Source organism: Verrucosispora sp. WMMC514 (genome assembly GCF_027497295.1).
GTDB classification, from domain to species: domain Bacteria; phylum Actinomycetota; class Actinomycetes; order Mycobacteriales; family Micromonosporaceae; genus Micromonospora; species Micromonospora palythoicola.
The window spans coordinates 6,164,432-6,187,939 of the sequence record NZ_CP114906.1 but is presented as its reverse complement, the minus strand read 5'-3'; the positions used below and the strand labels follow the sequence as shown (position 1 = coordinate 6,187,939).

22 protein-coding genes and 2 pseudogenes are annotated in these 23,508 nt (G+C 73.2%); 11 read left to right on the top strand and 13 right to left on the bottom strand.

Annotation, left to right across the window (positions count from 1 at the left end; translation table 11 throughout):
- The first annotated feature begins 120 nt into the window (after window positions 1-120).
- A complete protein-coding gene (locus tag O7597_RS28705; protein WP_281581297.1) occupies window positions 121-1,317 on the top strand; it encodes an MFS transporter in 1,197 nt (398 codons plus the stop codon).
- Window positions 1,318-1,323: 6 nt separating this feature from the next.
- On the opposite strand, the pseudogene O7597_RS31850 reads toward O7597_RS28705, so the two are convergent.
- The 3 genes and pseudogenes from O7597_RS31850 to O7597_RS28695 all read right to left on the bottom strand — a co-directional run.
- Window positions 1,324-1,524: pseudogene (locus O7597_RS31850) on the bottom strand (esterase family protein); the annotation flags it as partial.
- Window positions 1,525-1,571: 47 nt separating this feature from the next.
- The gene (locus tag O7597_RS28700; protein WP_281581296.1) at window positions 1,572-2,528 is read right to left on the bottom strand and encodes an FAD-dependent oxidoreductase; all 957 of its coding nucleotides are present in this window, start codon (window positions 2,526-2,528) and stop codon (window positions 1,572-1,574) included.
- Window positions 2,525-3,124, bottom strand: a complete 600-nt coding sequence (locus O7597_RS28695; RefSeq protein ID WP_281581295.1) for a TetR family transcriptional regulator — start codon at window positions 3,122-3,124, stop codon at window positions 2,525-2,527. Before O7597_RS28695 ends, O7597_RS28700 begins: the two co-directional genes overlap by 4 nt.
- 95 nt (window positions 3,125-3,219) lie before the next feature.
- Here O7597_RS28695 and O7597_RS28690 point away from each other — a divergent pair, with 95 nt between their 5' ends.
- On the top strand, window positions 3,220-4,134 hold the full coding sequence (locus O7597_RS28690) for an FAD-dependent monooxygenase (protein ID WP_281581294.1): 915 nt from the start codon (window positions 3,220-3,222) through the stop codon (window positions 4,132-4,134).
- 17 nt (window positions 4,135-4,151) lie between these two features.
- On the opposite strand, the gene O7597_RS28685 is transcribed toward O7597_RS28690, so the two are convergent.
- The 5 genes from O7597_RS28685 to O7597_RS28665 form a co-directional block, all read right to left on the bottom strand.
- On the bottom strand, window positions 4,152-4,982 hold the full coding sequence (locus O7597_RS28685) for an NPP1 family protein (RefSeq protein ID WP_281581293.1): 831 nt from the start codon (window positions 4,980-4,982) through the stop codon (window positions 4,152-4,154).
- Window positions 4,983-5,181: 199 nt separating this feature from the next.
- Window positions 5,182-6,075 (bottom strand): Gmad2 immunoglobulin-like domain-containing protein, encoded by an 894-nt coding sequence (locus O7597_RS28680; RefSeq protein WP_281581292.1) that lies wholly within the window; start codon window positions 6,073-6,075, stop codon window positions 5,182-5,184.
- The gene (locus tag O7597_RS28675; protein ID WP_281581291.1) at window positions 6,072-7,568 is read right to left on the bottom strand and encodes a HAMP domain-containing sensor histidine kinase; all 1,497 of its coding nucleotides are present in this window, start codon (window positions 7,566-7,568) and stop codon (window positions 6,072-6,074) included. The genes O7597_RS28680 and O7597_RS28675 overlap by 4 nt, the downstream gene beginning before the upstream one ends.
- A 13-nt stretch (window positions 7,569-7,581) precedes the next feature.
- On the bottom strand, window positions 7,582-8,262 hold the full coding sequence (locus tag O7597_RS28670; protein ID WP_281581290.1) for a response regulator transcription factor: 681 nt from the start codon (window positions 8,260-8,262) through the stop codon (window positions 7,582-7,584).
- Window positions 8,263-8,360: 98 nt separating this feature from the next.
- Window positions 8,361-8,939, bottom strand: coding sequence for a hypothetical protein (locus O7597_RS28665; RefSeq protein WP_281581289.1), 579 nt, complete (start codon window positions 8,937-8,939; stop codon window positions 8,361-8,363).
- A 142-nt stretch (window positions 8,940-9,081) separates the two neighbouring features.
- On the opposite strand from O7597_RS28665, the gene O7597_RS28660 reads away from it, so the two are divergent.
- Both O7597_RS28660 and O7597_RS28655 read left to right on the top strand, forming a co-directional pair.
- Complete coding sequence (locus O7597_RS28660; RefSeq protein ID WP_348650776.1) at window positions 9,082-10,350, top strand: snapalysin family zinc-dependent metalloprotease; 1,269 nt, start codon at window positions 9,082-9,084, stop codon at window positions 10,348-10,350.
- 121 nt (window positions 10,351-10,471) lie between these two features.
- The gene (locus O7597_RS28655; protein WP_281583339.1) at window positions 10,472-11,500 is read left to right on the top strand and encodes an SAM-dependent methyltransferase; all 1,029 of its coding nucleotides are present in this window, start codon (window positions 10,472-10,474) and stop codon (window positions 11,498-11,500) included.
- A gap of 95 nt (window positions 11,501-11,595) precedes the next feature.
- On the opposite strand, the gene O7597_RS28650 is transcribed toward O7597_RS28655, so the two are convergent.
- On the bottom strand, window positions 11,596-13,464 hold the full coding sequence (locus O7597_RS28650; RefSeq protein WP_281581288.1) for a sulfatase-like hydrolase/transferase: 1,869 nt from the start codon (window positions 13,462-13,464) through the stop codon (window positions 11,596-11,598).
- 113 nt (window positions 13,465-13,577) lie between these two features.
- Window positions 13,578-14,282: pseudogene (locus O7597_RS28645) on the bottom strand (CDP-alcohol phosphatidyltransferase family protein); the annotation flags it as partial.
- Window positions 14,283-14,379: 97 nt separating this feature from the next.
- Here O7597_RS28645 and O7597_RS28640 point away from each other — a divergent pair.
- The 7 genes from O7597_RS28640 (at window position 14,380) to O7597_RS28610 (ending at window position 20,043) form a co-directional block, all read left to right on the top strand.
- Window positions 14,380-15,360: a zinc-binding alcohol dehydrogenase gene (locus O7597_RS28640; protein ID WP_281581287.1), complete on the top strand. Its 981-nt coding sequence runs from the start codon at window positions 14,380-14,382 to the stop codon at window positions 15,358-15,360.
- 3 nt (window positions 15,361-15,363) lie between these two features.
- Window positions 15,364-15,795 (top strand): 6-carboxytetrahydropterin synthase, encoded by a 432-nt coding sequence (locus O7597_RS28635; protein ID WP_281581286.1) that lies wholly within the window; start codon window positions 15,364-15,366, stop codon window positions 15,793-15,795.
- A gap of 1 nt (window position 15,796) precedes the next feature.
- A complete protein-coding gene (locus tag O7597_RS28630) occupies window positions 15,797-16,831 on the top strand; it encodes a glycosyltransferase family 4 protein (protein ID WP_281581285.1) in 1,035 nt (344 codons plus the stop codon).
- Window positions 16,828-17,652 (top strand): class I SAM-dependent methyltransferase, encoded by an 825-nt coding sequence (locus O7597_RS28625; protein WP_281581284.1) that lies wholly within the window; start codon window positions 16,828-16,830, stop codon window positions 17,650-17,652. Before O7597_RS28630 ends, O7597_RS28625 begins: the two co-directional genes overlap by 4 nt.
- A 62-nt stretch (window positions 17,653-17,714) precedes the next feature.
- The gene (locus O7597_RS28620; protein WP_269741799.1) at window positions 17,715-18,677 is read left to right on the top strand and encodes a lysylphosphatidylglycerol synthase transmembrane domain-containing protein; all 963 of its coding nucleotides are present in this window, start codon (window positions 17,715-17,717) and stop codon (window positions 18,675-18,677) included.
- Window positions 18,678-18,688: 11 nt separating this feature from the next.
- Window positions 18,689-19,330 (top strand): GTP cyclohydrolase II, encoded by a 642-nt coding sequence (gene ribA, locus O7597_RS28615; RefSeq protein WP_281581283.1) that lies wholly within the window; start codon window positions 18,689-18,691, stop codon window positions 19,328-19,330.
- Window positions 19,327-20,043, top strand: coding sequence for a dihydrofolate reductase family protein (locus tag O7597_RS28610; RefSeq protein ID WP_269741797.1), 717 nt, complete (start codon window positions 19,327-19,329; stop codon window positions 20,041-20,043). Before ribA ends, O7597_RS28610 begins: the two co-directional genes overlap by 4 nt.
- Before the next feature lie 66 nt (window positions 20,044-20,109).
- Here the strand turns inward: O7597_RS28610 and O7597_RS28605 are convergent, their stop codons facing one another.
- The 3 genes from O7597_RS28605 to O7597_RS28595 are packed head-to-tail and all read right to left on the bottom strand — an operon-like array spanning window position 20,110 to window position 23,499.
- Window positions 20,110-20,658 (bottom strand): GNAT family N-acetyltransferase, encoded by a 549-nt coding sequence (locus O7597_RS28605; RefSeq protein WP_281581282.1) that lies wholly within the window; start codon window positions 20,656-20,658, stop codon window positions 20,110-20,112.
- Complete coding sequence (locus tag O7597_RS28600; protein ID WP_269741795.1) at window positions 20,651-22,693, bottom strand: penicillin acylase family protein; 2,043 nt, start codon at window positions 22,691-22,693, stop codon at window positions 20,651-20,653. Before O7597_RS28600 ends, O7597_RS28605 begins: the two co-directional genes overlap by 8 nt.
- On the bottom strand, window positions 22,690-23,499 hold the full coding sequence (locus O7597_RS28595) for an ABC transporter ATP-binding protein (protein WP_269741794.1): 810 nt from the start codon (window positions 23,497-23,499) through the stop codon (window positions 22,690-22,692). Before O7597_RS28595 ends, O7597_RS28600 begins: the two co-directional genes overlap by 4 nt.
- Window positions 23,500-23,508 lie beyond the last annotated feature (9 nt).

Genomic DNA, 23,508 nt, shown 5'->3' with positions numbered 1-23,508 from the left:
GTGGAACACCCGAGACGAACGCCGAAAACGGTTTGACGGCGCACATATTCTGATCCTCCGTGCCTTCGGCAGACCGTGAGTCGCGAGGGGGCCCTGCCCTCTCGACACTCAGGAGCCGCAATGCGCCGGGCACCCACCGTCACCGTTCTCCTCGGCACCGTCGTACTGGACATGCTCGGGCTCGGCCTGATCGTGCCGATCGTGCCGGCCCTGATGACGTCGGTCACCGAGGACGTCGCCGCCGCCGTCTTCTGGTCCGGCCTGCTCGGCTCGGTCTACGGGCTGCTCCAGTTCGTGGTCGCGCCGCTGCTCGGGAGGCTGTCCGACCGCTACGGCCGCCGTCCGGTCCTGCTCGTGTCGCTCACCTGCCTCGGCGTCGACTGGTTGGCCCACGCGGCGTCGCCGAGCCCGTGGACCCTGCTTGCGTTCCATGCTGTCGCTGGTGCCTGCGCGGGCACGTACACAGTGGTCAACGCCTATCTCGCCGACGTCACGGAACCCGGGGCGCGGGCGCACGCGTACGGGCTGATCGGTGCCGCTTTCGGGCTCGGCTTCGTCGCCGGTCCGCTCCTCGGTGGCCTGCTCGGCGCGGTCGACGTACGCCTGCCGTTCCTGGTCGCCGCCGCGCTCTGCTTCGCCAACGTCGCCTACGGCTGGTTCGTCCTGCCGGAGTCGCGTCCCGGTGACCCGAGCACTCCGTTGACCCTGCGGCTGGCGAACCCGGTCAGTGCCATCGCCGCCGTCCTCCGCCGACCGGTGCTCGGCCGCCTCGCCCGCGCCCGATTCTGCGCCGACGTCGCCCGGATGACGCACCAGTCGACCTGGACGTTCTTCCTCACCCACCAGTTCACCTTCGGCACCACCCAGATCGGGGTCGTCCTGGCCGTCTCCGCGCTAGCCGGTGCGGTCTACCAGGCCCGGGCCGTGGGACCGCTGGTGCGGCGTCTCGGCGAGAAGCGCGCCGCAGTGCTCGGCAGCCTCCTCGGTCTCGCCTCGCTCTGCGGTACGGCGTTCGTGTCGGTGCCGTGGCTGCTGTACTTCCTGTGCGGGGTCGGGGTGCTCGGCTCGCTCGCCGGGGTCGCCGCGCAGGCCTGGATCTCCCGCACCGCACGCGCCGATGAGCAGGGCACCGTGCAGGGTGCGCTGACGGGCATCGGCGCCGTCGCGGAGACCGTCGTGCCGATCACGGCCGGGGTGGCGTTCGGCTGGTCGCTGACGTACGCGTCACCGGGGTCGGTCTATCTCGGCGCGGCCGTCTTCGCGGCCGGGGCGGCGCTGCTGCTGGCCGCGACACCCGACGTCCCGAAAGGACAATGACGTAGGTCAGGTGTCGGTCGACCGCCACAGCCACCGCAGCGCATCGGGCAGGAGAACGCCACCGTGGTTGGGGGTGTGGCCACCGTCGCCGAGCACGAGCCGGAAGTCGTAGCCGGCCTCGGCCAGGGCGGCCGCGACCCGCAGATTGTGGGAGAGTCAGTTGTGGCGCGGCTCGCTCCAGTGCAGATCCCGATGACCGGCCTGCATGAGCCGTCGTCGGACCGGACAACGACAATTCCGCGTCGGGCGGTGCCTCAGGCCGGTGGTGTGCTCTGGCCGAGCGCCAGTGCCGCCGCGTCGCGTGCGCAGCCCCAGGACAGCATCACTCCGCTCCCGGCGTGGCCGTAGTTGTGGACGACGAGGATGGAGCCGCGCTGTTCGGCCTCGACCCGGGGCACCGGGCGGCCCGGACGGAGTCCGACCGTGTGCTCGATCACCTCGGCGTCGGTGAGTGCGGGTTCGATTGCGGCGCACCGTGCGACGATGTCGGCTGCCTCCGCCGGGTCCGGTGTGGTGTCGTCGCTACGCCGCTGCGCACCGCCGAGGACCACGTGGTCATCGTGCGGGAAGATCGACGCCCAGGTCGGTGTGATCGGTGCTTCGAGGAAGAACCGTTCGATACCGGGGTTGCGCAGCACGATCCTGGGACCGCGTAGCGGATACAGATCGGCGTCGCCGGTGAGGGCCTGCGCGCCAAGCCCGGTGCAGTTGACCACGATCGGCGCCACGGTTGCCGCCTCGTCGAGGGTGGCCACCGCCTGCTCGCGCAACCCGCCGCTCGCGTCGCGGAAACGCTCGAGCAGATAGGCCAGGTAGACGGGCATGTCCACCAACGGCAGGCGGACGTCGAACGCGGTGCCGAACCCGGCGGGCATCTCGTCGTCGCCGAGCGGCCGGAAGCCGGGTGTGCGTTCCGCGAAGGGCGGCGTGGCTCCGGCGGGGCGGGCGGCGAGGGTGCCCTCGCGCAGGGTCACACCCGGCATGGCCTCGTCGTGCAGGACCCGCAGGGTTTCGTCTGTCCACCCGCGTTGTGGGTCACCCGGCGGCGAGAGGTTCGGGCCGACCAGCGCGGACGCCAACGCCGATGTCGTCCGCGTGGGCGGTGCCGCGGTACGGATGAGGACCCGCGCACCAGCCTCGGCCAGCCGGACGCCGGTGCTGAGGCCGGCAACTCCGGCGCCGAGGACGACGACGTCCGGACGTACGGTCATGAAGACTCCCTCATCGGCGCGGTGGTCGTCAGGGCGGTGACGGCGCGGCGGACGCGGCTGGCCGCCGCCGGGTCCGCACCGTCGGTGAGGGCGACGTGGTGCAGCGCCCCGACCACCGCCACCGCCAGCGCCTCGGTGTCGGCGGCCGCGGGTAGCCGTCCGATGCGCCGCTCGACGGTCAGGTAGCCGGCGACGGTGCGTTCGAGCGCCGGCAGCGCGGCGCTTCCGCTGCCCAGTACCGCTTCGACGGCTTGCGTCAGGGTCGGCCGGTACGCGAACAGCCGGGTGACGGCGAGCAGCGTGATCATCGGGGTGGCGAGCAGCGCCTCGCCGAGGTTCGCGTCGACGGTGCCGGTGCCGGCGCGTTCGCCGAGCCCGGCCATGGTGGTGGCGATCTGGAAGCTCCGGTCGACCGCGTAACCGGTCAGAAAGTCGTCGAAGCTGGCGAAGTGAGCGAACAGCAGCCCGGTGGAGACGCCGCCCTCCCGGGTCACGGCTCGGCTGGTGAGCCGGCTGGGCCCCACTGCCGCGATCACGCGTTCCGCGGCGGCGAAGAGGTGCTGCCGAGGCTCGGTGATGGCGACTCCGCGGGGCATACCGGCAGTCTACGCACCCTTACGTCTGAATGAGCATGCGCTCATCATGGTTGAGCAAACGCTCATACCTGGGGGTCCGCCGAGCCTAGGCCGCCGTGGCCAGCCCGGCCCCAGTCGTCGCCGAGGCGGCACTGGGCCCCCGCACCATGACGGTGTTCCGGGGCGACCTGGAGGACGTGCTGTACGAGGCGGTCCGCGACCGGGTCGAGATCCGCTTCGGCACCACCGTCGATCGCGTCGCCCAGGACGCCGACCGGGTGGTGGTCACCCTCAGCGACGGCACCACCGAGGAGGCCGACCTGCTCGTCGGCGCCGACGGCGTGCACTCCACGACTCGGACGACACTGTTCGGTGCCGGTCATCGGGTCGACCTGCCGTACGTGGTGGCGGCCTTTCCGCTCGCCCACCCGCCCGAGGCCGTGCCCGCCTCGTCCGCCACGACATTCATCGGCCCGGGACGTACGGTGGCGTTGGTCAACCTGGATCCGGGGCGCTCCTCGGCCTTCTTCACCTACCGATGCGCGGACCCGGACCGGGAGTTGGCGCGCGGGCCGGTGCCCGCGTTACGCGCCGCCTTCGGCGACCTGGCCGGCGGCGTACCCGAGGCGCTGCGTGACCTGGAGGCCGATCCGGCCGGCGCCTACTTCGACCGGGTCAGCCAGGTGGACCTGCCGCAGTGGAGCGCCGGCCGGACGGTGCTCCTCGGTGACGCTGCCTGGTGCGTCAGCCTCTTCGCCGGGCACGGCGCGGCCCTGGCGCTCGCCGGTGCCGACCGGCTCGGCACCGCCCTGGCGCGGCACGGTGACGACGTCCGGTCGGCGTTGACGCAGTGGGAGGCCGGCCTGCGCGCCGAGGTCGCCAAGCGGCAGGCGCTGGCCCGCCGTGGCATGTACCAGTACGCGCCGCCGAGTCGCCTGCACGTGTGGCTGAACGAGGTCACGATCCGGGCGGTCACCCTGCCCGGCATCCGTGGCCTCGTCCGTCGCGGCATCGAACGGCAGAACCGGTGACCTCGGCGCGCGGTCGGTCAGCCGTACGGGTCGAAGGGGATTCCGGCTGGCTTTGCGGCGTTGAGCAGGTACTCGAACGAGCCATCTTTGATCTTGATGGTGGCGGCGCCGAAATCGGCGTCCATCAGCCGGGTGCGCAGCTCGGTGCTGGGCCAGCCGTTCCAGTCGACCACCGGTGGGTGGTGCCAGACGTGGTAGTGGTTCTCCGGCGGCTCGTCGTTGTTGTTGGCGAGCCGGAAGAAGTGCGTCGACGCGCCGTCCTTGTGGTAGACGACCTTCGGATGGGTGCCGTCGAACCGCACCTGTGAGCGCGGGTAGGTGCGCCGGCTGCTGTGTTGGGTGGTACTCACGTACTCGACCCGGTTGGCTGCCTGGTCGACCCAGGAGATGACGTGCTCCCAGTCGTGCCGATGGCCGCCGAGGCCGCTGCCGTGCACGGCCTGGTCCTTCTCGAAGTAGCTGGCGTAGACGATCGCGCACCAGCCGTTGTTGCACTTGGCGCGCGCGTACGTCTGCGACATGTCCAGATCGGAGCGGTCCCGGCAGCTGCCGTTGATCGCCCCGGTGGTCTTCAGTCCGCCGTTGATCGTGCCGTCCGGGCTGATCGCCGACACGGCGTAGCAGCCGTCGGTGTCGTAGTCGTAGGCGGGCGAGAACGACGACTCGTAACCACCGGCGTTGTGCGGCAGGTTGGGCAAGGAGTTCGCGTGTGCCGGTGCCGCCGGGACCAGGATGCCGAGCGCGGCCAGCCCGGCGCCGAGCCGGGACAGCCAGCGCCGGTCGGATCTCGGTGGCCGGCCGGTGGTCAGTGTCGGTGGGGGAGATGACGGCGATGACACGGGATCCATTCGTCGCCTTCCTGGGCCGGAGCGCCTGGTGGGGCACCGATACGTGAGCATCTATATCTCACACCGACGGGAGGCCGGTCAACGCAGAACACGAGGCAGACTCGTTAACGGTTGGTGGGGGCCGGTCGCGCCGGCGTCACCGAGCCGGTGAACTACGGCGTCGCACAGCGGTCGAGCAGCGTCGGCACCCCGTCGCCGGTCAGCTCCGCGCAGCGGCGGCCAGGGTCACCGGCACCGCGACCACCTTCGTGCGGGAACCGTCGACCGCCGACACCTCGTACACCTCGATCGTGCCGGCCTGCTCCGTCGGCAGCCGGTATCGCACGGCGACCCGGTAGGTGCCTCGGCAGCCGGTGCCGCAGGTGGCGGTGGTGAAGGCGGTGGCGACTTGGCGGCCGGCGGCGTCGAGCACCCGGACGGTGACGGTCGCCTCGAACACGTCGGCGCTGCCGGTGACGGTGACCGGGCTGGTCACCCGGTCGCCGATGGCCGGTCCGGTGACCACGATCGGTGGCAGCAGGTCGACATGATCGGCACGGCCGGTCGGTGCGGCGGTGCCGAAGTCGACCTGTCGCACAGTGGGGAACTGGGTGAGGGTGTAGACCACCTGCGCCTCGCGTAGTCGGGCGGTGACCGGGTCGGCCACGGCGGCCAGCCGGACGCTGGCGACGCCGTCGGCGATCCGGCTCACCTCGGCGCCGTCGGGCAGCAGGGTGACCAGACCGGCGTCGGCCTCCGGGCGGGTCGGCCCGGCGGCCAACTCGGCCAGGGCCAGCCGGGAGGTGGCCACCGTGGCGGGTCGGGTCCGCCGGGTCGGCACGAGCCGCCCGTCCCGGACGTACCACAGCTCCAGGGTGAGGGTCGCCGGCCGGGCGACGCCGGTGGTGCCGGTGGTGCCGGTGCGCGGCGTGGTTGGTGCGGGGGTGACTGTGGGCGGCGACGCGACGGTGGCGGACGGGCCGACGCTGGTGGGGGCTGGCACGGTCGGCGCGGCGGCGGTCGGCGCCGGGCCGAGCGAGCCGGACCGGGCCGGCGCGCACGCGGCGACCAGCAGCACCAGGGCGAGCAGCGTCGCGAGTCGGCGGCGGCTCATCCGGTGCCGCCGGTCGGCTCGGCCCCGCGCTCCCCGGACAGCTCGGCGCAGGCCCGCGCGGACCCGGCGTCCTCCGCCCGGGTACGCGCCGACGGGGCGGCGTCGGGCAGGTCGAGGCGGAAGCGGGTGCCGACGCCGGGGGTGCTGTGCACGGTCAACCGGCCGCCGAGCAGCCGGGCGTTCTCCAGGGCGATGGCCAGACCGAGCCCGCTGCCTCCGCCGGAGCGCGCCGGGTCGACCTTGTGGAACCGGTCGAACAGGCGGGGCAGGTGCTCGGCGGGGATGCCCGGCCCCTGGTCGTCGACGTCGAGGTGCACCCGGTCACCAGCCCGGGCCGCCCGTACCCGGACCGCACCGGCGCCGTGCTGCACCGCGTTGGCGATCAGGTTGCCCAGCACCCGCTCCAGTCGGCGCGGGTCGGTACGAAGCCGCAGTGGGCCGCCGTCGACTGTCACCCGATCAGACCAGCCGCGCGCGGCCACGACTGCGCGCACCAGGGCCGGCGCGTCGACGTCGGTCACGCTCAGCGCCTCCCGCCCGGCGTCCAGCCGGGAGATCTCCATCAGGTCCTCCACCAACCGGCGCAGCCGGACCACGTCGGTGACCAGCAGCTCACCGGCGCGCCGGGCGTCGCCGGGCAGCTGGTCGAGGTGGTCGCGCAGCAGCGAGGCCGCCCCCACCAGCGCGGTCACCGGGGTACGCAGCTCGTGCGCCACGTCGGCGGTGAACCGCCGCTCCCGTTCCTGCGCGCGGTGCAGCGCGGCGATCTTCGCCTCCAGCGCCTCGGCCATCTCGTTGAACGACGCGGCCCACCCGCTGAACTCGTCCCGCCCGGCCACCGGCAGCCGGGTGGCGAGCAGACCCTCGGTGATGGCCCGCGCGGCCCGGCTGGCCCGCCCCACCGGTTCCAGGGTGCGTCGGGCGAGGGTGTGCCCGACCGTGGCGGCCAGCAGCACCACCAGCACCCAGCCGGCGCCGAGCGCGTTGCGGAGCTGCTCCAGCCCGGCGGCGAGGTCCCGCTCGTCGGTGATGACGTACAACTCGGCGGTCGAGCCGGGAATCCGCCCGCCCACCACGAGCAGCCGGGTCGGTTCGAAGCTGCGCTGGTAGCCGAGTTGCCCGGCCGAGACGGTGCTGCGCAGCCGCTCGGTCAGCGGCGGCGCGTACGCCGGGTCCGAGGGCCAGCTGTCCCCGGCGATCAGCACCACGTGCCGGCCGCTGCCCTCGAAGCTGGTCAACAGTTCGGTGCGGCGCTGCTCGGTCAGCGGCAGGAACTGCCCGGCGACCACCAGCCGGTACCGGGCGTCGGCCGCCGCGGCGTGCAGCGACGCGTCGTAGCGGGCCTGCCGCAGCAGCAGGTACGACCCACCGGCGAGCACCCCGGCGGAGATCCCGGCGACCAGCACGAATGCGATGGTCAGCCGGCGGCGCAGCCGGGCGGGGCGGACCGTCTGCCGGTCCGCTGTCGTCGCCGGTGGCGGCTCGTTGCCCATCGCCGTCGCCCGCTCACCCGGCGATGAGCTTGTATCCGGCGCCGCGTACCGTGCGGATCAGCCGAGGGTTGCCCGGGTCGGCCTCGACCTTGGCGCGCAGCCGCTGCACCGCCACGTCGACGAGCCGGCTGTCGCCGAGGTAGCTGTGGTTCCACACGCGGTCCAGCAGCAGCTCCCGGGTGAACACCTGGCCCGGTCGGCGGGCCAGCTCCAGCAGGAGCCGGAACTCGGTCGTGGTCAGCGGCAGCTCGGTACCGTCCCGGCGGGCCACGAACGCGCCTGGGTCGATCTCGAGGTCGCCGACCCGCAGCGGCCCGGGCTCGGGCGGCACCACCGCCCGGCGTAGCACCGAACGGACCCGGGCCACCAGCTCGGGCAGGTCGAAGGGCTTGCGCAGGTAGTCGTCGGCGCCGCATTCGAGGCCGACCACCACGTCGATGGTGTCGGTGCGGGCAGTGAGCATGAGGATCGGCACCGCACTGCTGCGTCGGATCTCCCGACAGACCTCGAGGCCGTCGACGCCGGGCAGCATGACGTCCAGCACGATCAGGTCGACGGTCCCGGCCCGCCAGGTGGCCAGGGCCTGTCGGCCGTCGTCGGCGGTCGCCACCCGGAAGCCGGCGCGGCGCAGCCCGAGGGCGATGACCTCCCGGATGGAGGCGTCGTCCTCGACCACCAGCACGCGGCCGTCCATGACGCACCCAGGGTAGTCCCGGGCGGTCGGCAGGTCGCTCGGCGTGACGGGCGGCGACGGGGGGCCGGTCGGCGCCGGACCCCCGCCGCGGCGGTCGGTCATTCCTGCCACTGGTGCGCCACGTCGAGCACGATCCGGCTGTGGCTGCCCGGCCCGGCCAGCACGAACACCCGGAACGGCAGCCGGGCGCGGACGCCGACGGCGAAGGTGCTGTAGCCCTCGAAACTGCCGCCGAAGACCACGTCGCGCAGGGTCTGGTAGCGCAGCACGTTCGCCACGTGCTCGCCGGTCCGGTACGGCACCGTCGCGAGGTGCTCGTCGTCGTACGCGGGGGCGCGCAGCGAGACCCGCAGCAGCGCGTCACCGGCGGTGTACGGCGACAGCGCCAACCCTTCACCCTCGGTGTACGTCTCGCCGTAGCCGACCGAGTAGCCGGTGACCGGGCCGTCGAACTCGAACACCACCCGGTCGTGACAGTCGTGCCGACCGGTTCGCACGTCGACGAGCGGCGCGGAGCTGAGCGCCCCGGCGGTCTTGTCCGCGCTGCCCCAGGTGATCCCGCAGTACGGTGAGCCGGTCGCGGCCTGCCTGGCGGCGGTGGGTGTGGCTGTGGCGGTCGCGGCGATCAGCGTGGCGAGCGCCACGACCAGCGTGGTGACGGTCCTTCTGATCCTCATCTTCTGCTCCCTTCCGGCCCGCCGATTCCTGGGACGTGCGGGCTCGACCTGGTGAAGTCCCACCGTCGCGTCGCTTCGCCACGGCAGTTTCGCCGTGGCGTAACGCGCGGGTAACAGCGGTGGGCGGTATGACGCTTTCGCGATGACAACCAGCGAAGGGTGCGGATTAATATTCACACACATCGATTGCGGCGTGTCGGCGCGCCGCTCAGTCCGCAGGGAGTGCGTGATGATCCGACGACAACTGCTGCGCGCGGCCACCGCCGCGCTGGCGGCGGTGCTGGCGGCGACGGGGCTTCAGGTGGCCACCGCCGCCGGCGCCTCGGCGGCCCGGACCGTCTACTACGACGCCAGCCGGGCCGGCGAGTTCCGGACCAACTTCGACCAGGCCGCGCAGATCTGGAACAGCCGGGTCAGCAACGTGCGGCTGGTGCCCGGCACGCCCGCGAGCGTCACCATCTACGTCGACAGCGGCTGGCCCCGGGCACAGGTCACCGGGCTCGGCTCCGGACGCATCTGGATGGGCTGGCAGGCGGTCGACCAGGGCTACCACCGCACCCGGATCGCCACCCACGAGTTCGGTCACATCCTCGGTCTCCCCGACCGGCGCACCGGGCTCTGCTCCGACCTCATGTCCGGCAGCAGCGCGCCCGTCTCCTGCACCAACGCCTACCCCAGCGCCGCCGAGGCGAGCCGGGTCAACCAGCTCTTCGCCGGCAGCAGGAGCGCGTCGGCCGCCGGCAGCTACACCTGGACCGAGGACACCGGTGTCGGGATCCTCGTGGTCAACGGTCGCCCGGCCACCGAGAACTACCCGTGGTTGGTCTACACCTCCGGCTGCACCGGCACCCTGATCAAGGCCAACTGGGTGGTCACCGCGCGGCACTGCCCGACCCCGTCGTCGGTGCGGGTGGGCAGCATCAACCGCACCAGCGGCGGCACTGTCGTCCGGGTCAGCCGGGCGGTCAACCACCCGAGCATCGACGTCAAGTTGTTCCAACTCGCCAGCTCGGTCAGCTACGCGCCCGCGCCCATCCCGACCACCTCCGGCGCCGTCGGCACGGCCACCCGGATCATCGGCTGGGGCCAGACCTGCGCACCCCGGGGCTGCGGCTCCGCGCCGACCGTGGCGCACGAGCTGGACACCTCGATCGTGGCCGACAGCCGGTGCAGCGGCATCAACGGCCCGTACGAGATCTGCACCAACAACACCAACGGCAACGCCGGCGCCTGCTACGGCGACTCCGGCGGCCCGCAGGTGCGCCGGATCAACGGCGTGTGGAACGTGATCGGCGCGACCAGCCGCGCGGGCAACAACAGCTCCACCTGCGCCACCGCCCCGTCCATCTACGGTGACCTGCCCTCGATCCGCTCCTGGATCAACTCCCAGGTCGGCGGCCTGCCCTCCTGACCCGCACCGTCGCGATCAGGCAGTTGTGGTGCCCCACGGGTGCCACAACTGCCTGATCGGCAGGGGAGTGCGAAGGTTGGGCGGCGGGGTGGGATAGTGGGCGGTCGTGGCGAGGTATGGGGTGTTGAGTCTGCCGTCGAGTAACCGGGTGTACTCGGGGGCGGCGGTGGAGCTGACCCGGGCGGAGCTGGAGATCTTCGGCGAGGCGGTGCTCGGCGGGCGCATCGGTGACGTGGCGACTGCGACCATCGGCGGGGCGCGCTACGTCACGTTCGAGGCCGTCGGTGGCCTCAGCGAGCGGGACGCCGCGCTGCTGGGCAACCTCTCCAGCGCGTACGCGATCTTCGAGTTCGTCGGCGACCTGCTGCGCCCGGTGCCGTTGACCCGGCTGGACCGCTTCGACGACGACCTGCTCACCATCCAGAAGTACCCGGGCAAGACCAACGAGCAGTTCACCAAGCTGCTGCTCAACGTCACCCTGCTCGCCTCGGACGGGGCCGGGGAGCTGCTGACCCGACGGTTCCGGGTGCTCGATCCGCTGTGCGGCCGGGGCACCACGCTCAACCAGGCGATGATGTACGGCTTCGACGCCGCCGGCCTGGACCGCGACAGCAAGGACTTCGAGGCGTACCAGACGTTCCTGAGCACCTGGCTCAAGCGCAAGCGGATCAAGCACCGGGTGCTGGAGTCCGGGCCGATCCGCCGGGAGCGCAAGGTGGTCGGCCGTCGGCTACGGGTGGAAGTGGCCGCCTCGAAGGAGGCCCACAAGGCCGGTGACGTGCAGTGCGTGGACGTGGTCAACGCCGACACCACCCGGGTCGGTGAGTTCTTCCGCCCGGCGACGATCGACGTGGTGGTGGCCGACGCGCCGTACGGTGTGCAGCACGGCAGCCGTACCGCCGAGACCGGACTGACCCGCGACCCGCTCGCCCTGCTCACCGCCGCCGCGCCGGGCTGGGCCCGGGTGCTGCGCCCCGGCGGCGCGCTGGGCATCTCGTGGAACACCAACGTCGCGCGGCGGGAGGCCGCCGCCGAACGCCTCACCGCCGCCGGCCTCACCGTCCTCGACACCGGCCCCTGGCGCACCCTCACCCACCGCGTAGACCAGGCCATCCTCCGCGACGTCCTGATAGCCCAAAAACCCCACTAACACCCACCCATTCACCGCGTTGATCATGAGGTTAGCGGCAAAGTTGATCTATAAAACTGCCGCTAACCTCATGATCAACACGACCGGGGGGTGGGTCAGCGGGGGTGGGCTTGGGGGCGGGATCTGGTGGGGGCGAAGGCGGTTAGGAAGCGGTCGCGGAATTCGTGCATGGGCCAGACCGGGGCGTTGGCATCCGGGGTCAGGCCGTCCTGCCAGCCCCAGTCGTTGATCCGCTCGAACACGGCCGGGTCCTTCGCCACGATGTGGATCGGCACGTCGTGGCTCGGGTTCTCGCCGGTGACGACGGGCGCGGGCTGGTGGTCGCCGACGAAGACCAGCACCGTGTCGTCGTCGCCGTAGCGCTCCACGTAGGAGATGAGGGTACGCAGCGTGTAGCTGATCGAGTGCCGGTAGCCGGTGCGGGCCTGCGCCGTCGGCGTGCCGATGATGCCCCGCCGGAACACCTCGCCGTCGTCGATGGTGTCCCAGTCGACAAGCGACGGCACCTTCGTCCAGGGGGAGTGGCTGGAGACCAGGGCCAGCTCGGCCATGACCGGACGGTCCTGCTGCCCGGTCAGCTCCCGCTCGTGGAACTGGTGGATGGCGAACTGGTCCGGCATCGGGGCGAAGGCGAACTTGGGGCCCTGGTAGCCCAGGTCGGGGCCGCTGTAGAACTGCTCGTAGCCGTAGAAGGCACCCTCCGGCCAGGCCTGGTTGACCGCCGGCATCACCCCGACCGTACGCCAGGAGGCGCGCCGGAACGCGTCACCGAGGGTGAACCGGTCGGTGGCGAGCAGGTTCCGGTAGCGCTGGTTGTTGTCCACCCACAGGCCGGAGAGCAGCGTGGCGTGCGCCAACCAGCTCGCCCCGCCGATGGTCGGTGAGGTGAGGAAGCCGCTGCGGGTGGCGAACCCGGCCGTGGCCAGTCGATCGGCGCTCTCGTCGAGCATCCGGGGAATGGACGCGAACTCGGCGTCGGTGACCGCGTCGCGGCCGTAGCTCTCCACGAAGGCGATCACCACGTTCTTGCCGCGCAGCCCGGTGAGCAGCTGGTCGCCGGGCACGTCCCGGAACGGGTCGACCCCCACCTCGTTGGCGAACGCCTGGCGGTCGTACAGCCGGTCCCGGACCTCGGCGGCGTGCTCCTGCACCAGGATCGTGGCGTTGGTGTCGGCCATCGGCATGGCGGGCACGATCCGTGCCCCGAAGGCGGCCAGCACCGCCCAGACCAGCACCAGCGTGGCGATCGCGCGCGTGCTGCCGGTGCGGTGTCGGGCCAGCGACCCGGACAGCCGCACCGCCGACAGGGCGGTCAGCACCGGCACGGCCAGCAGGACCAACCCGACCCCGAGTGCGATGGCGATCGCGCCGGGTCGGCCGATCGACTCGGCCACGAAGGTGAACGCCTCGTCCAGCAGCGACCAGTCCAGCACCAGGTCGAACGGGCGACCCAGCGACGAGTAGAAACCGAGGTCGCCGACCTTCACCACGGCGACGAGCCCGAGCAGCCCACCGGCCAGCGCGGCCACCACCCGGCGGGGCCGACCGGGCAGCGCGAGCAGCAGCGCGGCCAGCAGCAGCCCCTCCAACGGGATCCGCAGGAACGCGCCGGGCTCCAGCTGCCACGGCCGGTTGGGCAGGGTGAAGGTGACGAGCACCAGCAGCGCGGCGAGCGCCGTGACCACCCGTGTGACGATCCGTCGGCGCAAGGTGACCGGCGCTGGCCGGGACGCGGCGTCATCCAGGTCGGTCCCGTGCGTCTCCCCGGTTCCGGTCCGACGCGCGCCGACAGTTCCGGTCGGGTGCCCGTCGGCCACGTCGGTCGAGTGCCCGTCGATCAGCGCGGTCTCGCGTGCGGAGCCGGCTTCGGGCGGGCCTGCCACGACAGTGTGCGTGCGCCGCTCGGTGGTGGCGCTCGGGTTCTGCTCGGCGTCGGGCGTGGACGCCCGGTCGGCGATCGGCAACTGGGTCTCCGGGGTCAGCGCAGCGACAGGACGGGGGCGGTGGGCAGGTCACGCTCATCGACCCGCCGCACGCCGATCGGCACGGTCGGCACGGTCGGTGCCACCACGGCCGCGACGGGCCGGGCCTGCCGGTGGCGCCACAGCCAGCCGACGTCGCGGCCGAACGACTCGACCAGCATCCCCAGCGCGACCACCAGCACGACAGTGGTCAGCACTCCGGGCAGCACCTGGGCGGCGGCGACCGCGAGCATGACTCCCTGGACCGCGGCGACCACCTTACGCCAGTACCGGTGCGGCAGCGGCGCGTTGACCCAGGGCAGCACCCAGCCGGCGAGCAGGAAGACGTACCGCATCAGGCCGATGGCGAGCACCCAGGCACCGACCGACGGCGCGACGTACAGGCTCAGCACCAGTACCAGGAACGAGTCGACCTCCATGTCGAACCTGGCGCCGAGGGCGCTCGTCGTCCCGGTACGCCGGGCCACCTTGCCGTCGACGGCATCCAGTGCCAGCGCCACCGCCGTCATCGCCACCAGCGGTACCACCGGGGCGGGGCGACCGTCGATCAGCGCGTCGGCGATCAGCGCGGTCACCGCGCCGACCAGCAGCCCACGGCCCATGGTCACCCAGTCGGCCGGTCCCAGTCGGTCCGAGCCCGCGTGGCGGAGCCCACGCACGAGTGCCAGGTAGGTCACCGCCCCGTACGCCAGGCCCGACAGCCAGCCCGCGACACCGAGACCGACCGTCGCGGCGAGCCCCGCCAGCAGGACGATCTGGACGATCAGCCCGATTCGTGGACCGGTTCGAACTGTGGACACCGTGCCTCCGTGTTTATGATCGACGACCCCCCGACTGGGAACTACGGAAAATACGACGGATCGGTTCGGTCTGGACGCAGGTAAGGAGAAAAAACCGGTGACGCGTAGCGCCCTCGCCTTCTGGCTCCGGACTCCCGGCGTGGGTGAACTCCGCCCGGAGACGCTGCCGGAACCGGGCACCGACGAGGTCCTGGTGCGCAGCCGGTACTCCGGGGTCAGCCGGGGCACCGAGACGCTGGTCTTCACCGGCGGCGTGCCGGCCAGCCAGTACGCCGCGATGCGCGCCCCGTTCCAGGATGGTGACTTTCCGGCCCCGGTCAAGTACGGCTACCTCAACGTCGGCGAGGTCGAGCAGGGGCCGGCGCACCTGCTCGGGCGTACGGTGTTCTGCCTGCACCCGCACCAGAGCGCGTACGTGGTGCCGGCGGAGGCGGTGACCGTCGTGCCGGCCGGGGTGCCGGCGGCCCGCGCGGTGCTGGCCGGCACGGTGGAGACCGCCGTCAACGCGCTGTGGGACGCCCCGCCCCTGGTCGGCGACCGGGTGACCGTGGTCGGCGGTGGCATGGTCGGCTGCGCGGTGACCGCCCTGTTGGCCCGCTTCCCGGGCGTACGGGTGGAACTGGTGGACACCGACCCGGCCCGCGCCGAGGTGGCCGCCGCGCTGGGCGTCGACTTCGCCACCCCCGAGACCGCCGGCGACGGCCGTGACCTGGTGGTGCACGCCAGCGCCAGCGCCGCCGGCCTGCAACGCGGCCTGGACCTGCTCGCGCCGGAAGGCACCCTGCTCGAACTGAGCTGGTACGGCGACCGACCGGTGCAACTGTCCCTCGGTGGTGCGTTCCACTCCGGACGGCTGGCCATCCGCAGCAGCCAGGTCGGCATGGTGGCTCCGGCGCGACGCGGCAGTCGCAGCTACGCCGACCGGATGGCACTCGCCTTGGACCTGCTCGCCGATCCGAGGTTCGACGCGCTGATCACCGGCCGGTCGCCGTTCGCGGAACTGCCCGACGTGCTCGCCCGACTCAGTGGGGGCGACCTGCCCGCGCTGTGCCATCTCATCACCTACGACGGGGAGTGAACCGTGTTCAGCGTTACCGTCCGTGACCACATCATGATCGCCCACAGCTTCCGCGGCGAGGTCTTCGGCCCCGCCCAACGGCTGCACGGCGCGACGTTCGTGGTCGACGCCACCTTCCGCCGCCCCGACCTCGACGACGACGGCATCGTGGTCGACATCGGACTGGCCACCGACCAGCTCAAGGCGGTGCTCGGCGAGCTGAACTACCGCAACCTCGACGACGAACCCGCGTTCGTCGGACAGAACACCACCACCGAGGTGCTGGCCCGCACCATCGCCGACCGGCTCGCCGACCGGGCGGCCGCAGGTCAACTGGGCGGCGGGGCCCGGGGTCTGACCGGGATCACGGTCACCCTGCACGAGTCGCACGTGGCCTGGGCCAGCTACGAGCGGGCGCTGCCCGGCTCGACCGCCGCCGGCGAGGGCACCGCCTGACGTGCCGATCCTGCACGTGATCCTGCCGGGCGACATCGACGACCCGGCGTCGCCCAGCGGCGGCAACGGCTACGACCGACGGATCTGCGCCGGGCTCACCGCCGCCGGCTGGTCGGTCCGCGAGCACGCCGTGGCCGGTGACTGGCCGCGACCGTCCCCGCCGGCGCGGGCCGCGCTGGCCCAGGTGCTGGCCGGTACGCCGGACGGTGCGCTGGTGCTCGTCGACGGCCTGGTCGCCTCGGTGGTGCCGGACGTCCTCGCCGCCCACCGCGGGCGGTTGCGGCTGGTCGCGCTGGTGCACCTGCCCCGAGACGACGACACCGAGGCCAGCGCCCTGGCCTCGGTCACCGCCGTGGTGGCCACCAGCGCCTGGACCCGCGACGCGCTGCTTCGGCGGTACGCGTTGCCCGCCGAGCGGGTGCACGTGGCCCCGCCCGGGGTGGACCCGGCCCCATCGGCGCCCGGGTCGGCCACCGGGTCGGGCCTGCTCTGCGTCGCCGCGGTCGCCCGGCACAAGGGACACGACGTGCTGGTCGAGGCGCTGACCACGGTGGCCGACCGGCGCTGGACGCTCACCTGTGTCGGACCGCTGCACCGGGAGCCGGAGTACGTGCGCCGACTGCGCGAGCGGATCACCGCCGGACGGCTCGGCGACCGGATCCGGCTGACCGGAGCGTTGGCCGGTGACCGGCTGCGCGCCGCGTACGCCGCCGCCGACCTGCTGGTGCACCCGTCGCGCGGCGAGACGTACGGGATGGTGGTCACCGAGGCGCTGGCGCGCGGCGTACCGGTGCTCGCCACCGCCGTCGGCGGACTGCCCGACGCCCTCGGTCGCACGGCGGCGGGCGACCGACCGGGTCTGCTGGTGCCGCCCGACGACCCGATCGCCCTCGCCACGGCGTTAGGCCGCTGGCTCGACGACGCGGCCCTGCGCGAGCAGTTGCGGCACGCCGCGCTCCAGCGACGGGACACCCTCGCCGACTGGAGCAGCACGGTCGCCCGGATCACCACGGCCCTGAAGGAGGCGTCGGCATGAGCATCGACCTACCGCCCGATTTCGCGAAGTGGCTCGCGCTGCGGGAACCCGCCGACGTGGCGGCCCGGTCCACCGAACTCGTCGACACGCTGCGTGCGGCGCTGCCCGGTCACGGCCCCCTGGTCGTGCATGATCTTGGCGCCGGGACCGGCTCGCTGGGCCGCTGGCTGGCCCCGCTGCTGCCCGGCGCCCAGCACTGGATCCTGTACGACCAGGATCCCGACCTGCTGGGCCGGGCGTGCGCCGGCATGCCGGCCACCGCCGCCGACGGGGCGCCGATCACCGTCGAGACCCGCCAGGGCGACCTGACCCGGCTGACCGCCGCCGAGCTAGCCGACGCCGCCCTGGTCACCGCCTCGGCCCTGCTCGACATGCTGACCGTCGAGGAACTCGACCGCCTGGTCGCCGCCTGTGCCGAGGCCGGTTGTCCGGCGTTGTTCCTGATCTCCGTGACCGGCGCGGTGCGGTTGACCCCGGCCGATTCGCTTGACGACGAGGTCGCCGCCGCCTTCAACGCCCATCAACGTCGTACCGTCGGCGGCCGGCGGCTGCTCGGGCCGGACGCCGTCGACACCTGCGTCGCCGCTTTCGCCCGCCACGGCGTGGACGTGGAACTGCGGCCCAGCCCCTGGCGGCTCGGGCCGGAGCAGGCCGCCCTGACGGCGCAGTGGTTCACCGGTTGGCTCGACGCGGCCCGCGAGCAACGCCCCGACCTGACCACCCACACCGACGAGTACGCACGACGTCGGCTGGCGGAGGCTGAAAGTGGTCGCCTCGGGGTACTGGTCGGTCACGTCGACCTGCTGGCCCTGCGCCGTTGAACCGGCAGCCGATCAGCTACGTGCGTACAGTCAGGAAAGATCGTCATGCCGGGGAGGCACGAGTGGGGGATGAAGCTGGCGGCGCCGCACCCACGGCGACCTCTGCGCGCCGGTCGTTCTGGGGCTGGGCCCGGCTGGCACTGGGAGTGGCCGTCCTCGTCGGGCTGCTCTGCTGGCTGGGCACCGGGCCGTTCCTGGCCGGGCTGCGGCTGATCGACGCGCCCGCGCTGGCCGCCGCGCTCGCCATCGGCGTTCTCACCACCGTCTGCGCCGCCTGGCGGTGGAGCCTCGTCGCCGGTGGCCTCGGCGTGCGCCTACCACTGCGCGAGGCGGTCGCCCACTGCTACCGGGCGATCTTCCTCAACGCGACGCTGCCCGGCGGCATCCTGGGTGACGTGCACCGCGCGGTGCGGCACGGCCGCGACGTGGGAGACGTCGGACGCGGCATCCGGGCGGTGGTGTGGGAACGGATGGCCGGGCAGGTGGTGCTGGTCGCGTTCGCCGCGGTGCTGCTGTTCGCCTTCCCGTCGCCGGTGCGCCCGTTCCTGCCGGTGGCGACCGCCGTGGCGGTGGCGGTGCTGGTCGCCGTGGTGGTGGCGGCCCGGCTGCTGCCGCAGTCCGGTGCCTCCCGGTGGGCCCGCGCACTGGGCACCGCCGTGTCGGACGTACGGCTCGGGCTGCTCGGCCGGCGGACCTGGGCGGGGGTCCTGCTCGCCTCCGCGCTGGCGGTGGCCGGGCACCTCGCGACCTTCCTGGTGGCCGCACGCACGGCGGGTTCGACCGCTCCGCTGACCCTGCTGTTGCCGCTGACCCTGCTGGCCCTGCTCGCGATGGGGGTGCCGGCGAACGTCGCCGGGTTCGGCCCCCGTGAGGGGGTGGCCGCGTGGGCGTTCGCCGCCGCGGGTCTGACCGCCGCCGAGGGGGTGGCCACCGCGACGGTGTACGGCGCCCTGGTGCTCGTCGCGAGCCTGCCGGGAGCCGCCGTGCTCCTGGCCCGACGTGTCCGTGTACCCGCCACCGTCTGACGAGGAGACCCATGTCCGAATCACTGCCTGTCGCCACCATCCGGACGCAGGTCACCGTGCCGCTGCGGTTTCCCGACGGTTACACCACCACGGCCCGGCTGTTCACCTTCGACGGGCTCGTCGACGGCCGGGAGCACCTCGCCTTCGGCCTCGGCGATCCCGGCGCGGCGGAACGCGCCGGTGGCGCGCCGCTGGTCCGCCCGCACAGTGAATGCCTCACCGGCGACGTGTTCGGCAGCCAACGCTGCGACTGCGGGCCCCAGTTGCGCGAGGCGGTGCAACGCATCGCCGACGTCGGCGGCTACCTGCTCTACCTGCGCCAGGAGGGCCGGGGCATCGGGCTGTACGCCAAGCTCGACGCGTACGCGTTGCAGGACGCGGGGCTGGACACCTTCGAGGCCAACGTCGCGCTCGGTCACGCCGAGGACGAACGCGACTACACCGTGGCGGCGCAGATGCTCGCCGCGCTCGGTGTCGGTCCGATCGCGGTGCTGAGCAACAACCCGGAGAAGACCGAGCAGTTGGGGCGGCTCGGGATCACCGTGACCGAGCAGGTGCCCACCGGCGTGTTCCTGTCCCCGGCCAACGCCGACTACCTCGCGGCGAAGGCCAGCCGCGCGGCCCGCGCCGCCGACCTTCCCTTCGTCCGGTGACCGGCCCGTCCGGGGCGGCCCGGCCGTACGTGCTGCTCAGTTGCGCCACCTCGATCGACGGCTACATCGACGACGCCACCGACGAGCGGCTGCTGCTGTCCAACGACGCGGATCTCGACCGGGTCGACGAGGTCCGGTCCGGCTGCGACGCGATCCTGGTCGGTGCCGGCACCGTTCGCCGTGACGACCCGCGGTTGCTGGTGCGCTGCGAGCGCCGCCGGGCCGAACGGGTCGCCCGTGGCCTGCCGGCATCGCCGATCCGGGTGACCGTGACCGGCTGCGGCGACCTGGACCCCGAGGCCCGGCTGTTCACCGTGGGTGACACCGACCGGATCGTCTACAGCGCCAGTGCGGCGGTCGAGAAGACCCGGCACCGGCTCGGTGAGCTGGCCACCGTGGTCGACGCCGGTGATCCGGTCGACCTGCGCTGGATGCTGGCAGACCTGGCCGAGCGGGGTGTCGGCCGCCTGCTGGTGGAGGGCGGCGCGGGCGTGCACGGCCAGTTCCTCGCCGCCGGGCTGGCCGACGAGCTGCACCTGGTGGTGGCCCCGTTCTTCGTCGGTGACCGGCGGGCGCCGAGGTTCGTCGGCGAGGGTCACTTCCCGTGGCACCCCGGGCGGCGGGCGCAGGTGATGGAGGCGCGCCAGATCGGCGACGTGGTACTCACCCGCTACGCCCTGTCCGAGCGCTGCGAGCCGCCGCCGTCCGACTGACGGTCGCCGGAGGCGGCGTCTCGCGGTGTCCGAGCGGTGGGAGGGCGCGACACGCCGAATGTCGGGCTACGCCGACGGGCGGTCGAGGAACATCAGCCGGGCGCGTTTGTCGGGCAGGTCGATCAGCGGACCGTCGACGAAGCCGGCCCGGCGTAGCCGGGCGATCGCCTTGTCGTTGCGGGCGTCCGGCTCCATCACCAGCCGTAGCCGGCCGGGATCGGTGAAGACGAAGGCGACGAACTCGGTCAGCAGCGTGCCGGTGAACCCCGGTTCGGGGCGCGCCGGGGTGCCGATCAGCAGGTGCCCGCCGTGGTCGCCGGGGCGTACCGGGTAGCACTTGCCGACCGGATCGTGCTCCGGTTCGTAGGTCTGGAACAGCGCCACCGGGTGCCCGTCGCGCAGGGTGAGGTACGCGTGATGGGTGGACAGCGAGTCCACGTACCGGTAGATCTCGGCCACCCGCTCCCGGTCGGCGTCGCGCATCCCCCAGAACCGGGCCCGCTCCTGACTGACCCAGGAGTGGATCACGTCGGCGTCGGCGTCCGGCTCGACCGGCCGGAAGGCCACCACACCGAACCCGGGCACGTGACGTTCGTAGTGGTGGCGGTCAGTCATGGTGCTCCTCGGTCAGCCGGTCCCAGTCGCCGCAGGTCTGGATCAGGTCGCCGCGCAACCACAGCGGCAGTTGGTCGTCGCGGTGCGGCCCGGTGCCGGCGGCCCCGAACGGCACCACCCAGCGGCTGTCGTCCCGCCGGGCCAGGTCCCACACGTACCGGGCCGCCGGCCCGCGCAGGCACAGGTCGGTGACGCCGGGGACGCTCGAGGTGGCCAGCACGCAGTCGTGGTCGCCGGACAGTCGCGGCCCCGGTGGCGTGGCCGGATCGGGCAGGGCCCGCCACGGCAGGAGCCGGTGCCGTTCGCCCCATCGGTGGGTGCCGCCGGCGGCGGCCACCTCCGCCAGGGCCTCGCGCAGCAGGTGGGCCCGCTCCACGCCAGGAAGGTCGGCGTACAGCAGCGGCGTCACCGCGTACCCGACCCGGGCCGGCAGGCCCAGCCACGGCCGGAACACCTCCGGGTAGGGGGGTGGTTCGGCAAGCGCCGCCAGGGCGGGGTGGGCGGCGAGCCGGCGGGTCACGGCGGCCCGCAGGTCGGCGAAGGCGGCGGCGTCGACGCTGTCGGCGTCCATCCGGCGGTCCCAGGTCAGCAGCCGCTCCCGCAGCTCGGCGGCGGCCGGCTCGAGCCCGTCCAGCGGGGCGAGCAGGTCCAGCAGCGGGCCGGCGGCGGCCAGGTGGGTGTCGGTGTGCACGGTCGCGAGCCGCTCGGCACGCCAGTCGTCGGCGGTGTCCAGCAGGTGGCGGATCCGGTCGGCCCGGTACGGCGGCGCGAACTCCACCCCCAGCCCGGCGGCGAGGCCACGCTCGTTGGCCATCACCGCCACCTGACCGACCGGGCTGCTCGGCGTGTCGTGCCAGCCCTGCCAGGCGTGGCCCGCCTCCCAACCGGGGACCACCCGCAGCCCGTTGTCGGGGTGGCGGCGCGGCACCCGACCGGCCACCCGGTGCAGCAGCCCGCCGGCGGTGTCGGCCGCGAGGACCACGTTCACCGGTTCGACCCAGCCGTCGAGTGCCGCGTCGACGTCGCCGACGGTGCGCGCCCGCAGCAGCGCCGGCAGGACGCCGAAGCCCAGCTCACCCAGGACCCGGGGCGGATATCGCAGGCTGACCGTGCTGGCCGGGTCGTCGTCCGGTCCACCGGAGACCAGCGGCCCCCGCTCGGTCTCGATCACCTCGACCTCGACCGGCGCGGCGCCGGCCACCTCGATCGTCTCGACGTGCCGGTGCGCCGGTCGCCACCCGTGCGGCCCGTACGCCTCGACCCGGTCGCCCCGGCGGCGCAGCCGTTCGACGTACCCGTCCTGGTAGTCGGCCATGGCGTTGGTGATCGCCCAGGCCACCTCCCCGGCGTGGCCGAAGTGCGGGATGCCCGGGACGCCGGGCACCGCGAAGCCGAGCACGTCGTACTCCGGGCAGGCCAGCCGGATCTGCTGGTAGATGCCGGGCGCCTCGATGAACCGGTGCGGATCACCGGCGATCAGGGCGGCGCCGGTGGCGGTGCGGTCGGCGGCGAGCAGCCAGCCGTTGCTGCCCGAGGTGACCTGGTTGTCGACGGCGAACAGGCCGGCGGCCCGCGGGCCGAGCCGGCGGGCCACGTGGTCGCGCCAGAGTTTGGTGCCGAAGCCCGCGAAGAGCACGTGGTGTCCGAGCCAGAGCGCGAGCGGCGTCCACGGCTGCCAGCGCCCCGGCCGCAGGCCGGTGGCGGCGAACTCCGGGGCCCGTGCCGCACCGGCGGACAGCCCGTCGTTGACCCCGTCCACGTAGCGCCCCACCCACTCGGCGGTGGCCGGGTCGAGGGCGGCGTGGCAGCGTCGCGCGGTGTCGTCGAGCCGGGCCCGGCGGGCGAAGCTGTCCCAGGCCACCGCCTCGGTGCCGAGGAAGGAGGCGGAGGTGCCCTGCGACCGGTGCCGTTCCACCTCGATCTGCCAGGCCCGGTCCAGGGCGGTGACCCGACCCTGGGCGTAGGCCAGTGACGGGTGGTCGTCGGCGCGCAGGTGGGGGACCCCGTAGCTGTCGCGGTACCGGCGGGCGTTCACCGCGGCACCGTACCGGCTCGGGCGCGGGCCGCCGGCACCACCAGCGGGGTACCCGTCTCCGGGTCGTCGATGACCCGGCAGGGCAGGCCGAAGACCTCCTCGACCAGTTCGGCGGTGACGATCCGGCGGGGTTCGCCGGCGGCCACCACCCGTCCGTCACGCATCGCGATCAGGTGGGTGGCGTACCGGGCGGCGTGGTTGAGGTCGTGCAGCACCGCGACCAGCGTGCGACCCTGCTCCTCGTGCAGCCGGGCGCACAGGTCGAGCACCTCGATCTGGTGGGCGATGTCGAGGTACGTGGTCGGCTCGTCCAACAGCAGCAGGGGTGTCTGCTGGGCCAACGCCATGGCCAGCCAGACACGCTGCCGCTGGCCGCCGGAGAGTTCGTCGACCAGCCGGTCGCCGAGGTCGTCGACGCCGGTGGCGGCCATCGACTCGGCGACGATCCGCTCGTCGTCGCGGGACCACTGGCGCAGCAGCCCCTGGTGCGGGTAGCGCCCCCGGGCCACCAGCTCGGCCACGTCGATGCCGTCCGGGGCGATCGGCGACTGGGGGAGCAGCCCGAGCGTACGGGCCACGGCGCGGGCGGGTAGCCGGTGGATGTCCGTCCCGTCGAGCAGCACCGCCCCGGCGGTCGGCCTCAGCAGCCGCGACAGCGCCCGCAGCAGGGTGGACTTGCCGCACGCGTTCGGGCCGATGATGACGGTGAAGGAGCGGTCGGGCACGGCGACGGTGAGGTCCTCGGCGACGACGCGTCGGTCGTAGGCGAGCCGCAGCCCGTGGCCACCGAGCCGGGAGGTCGACATGCTTGTTGC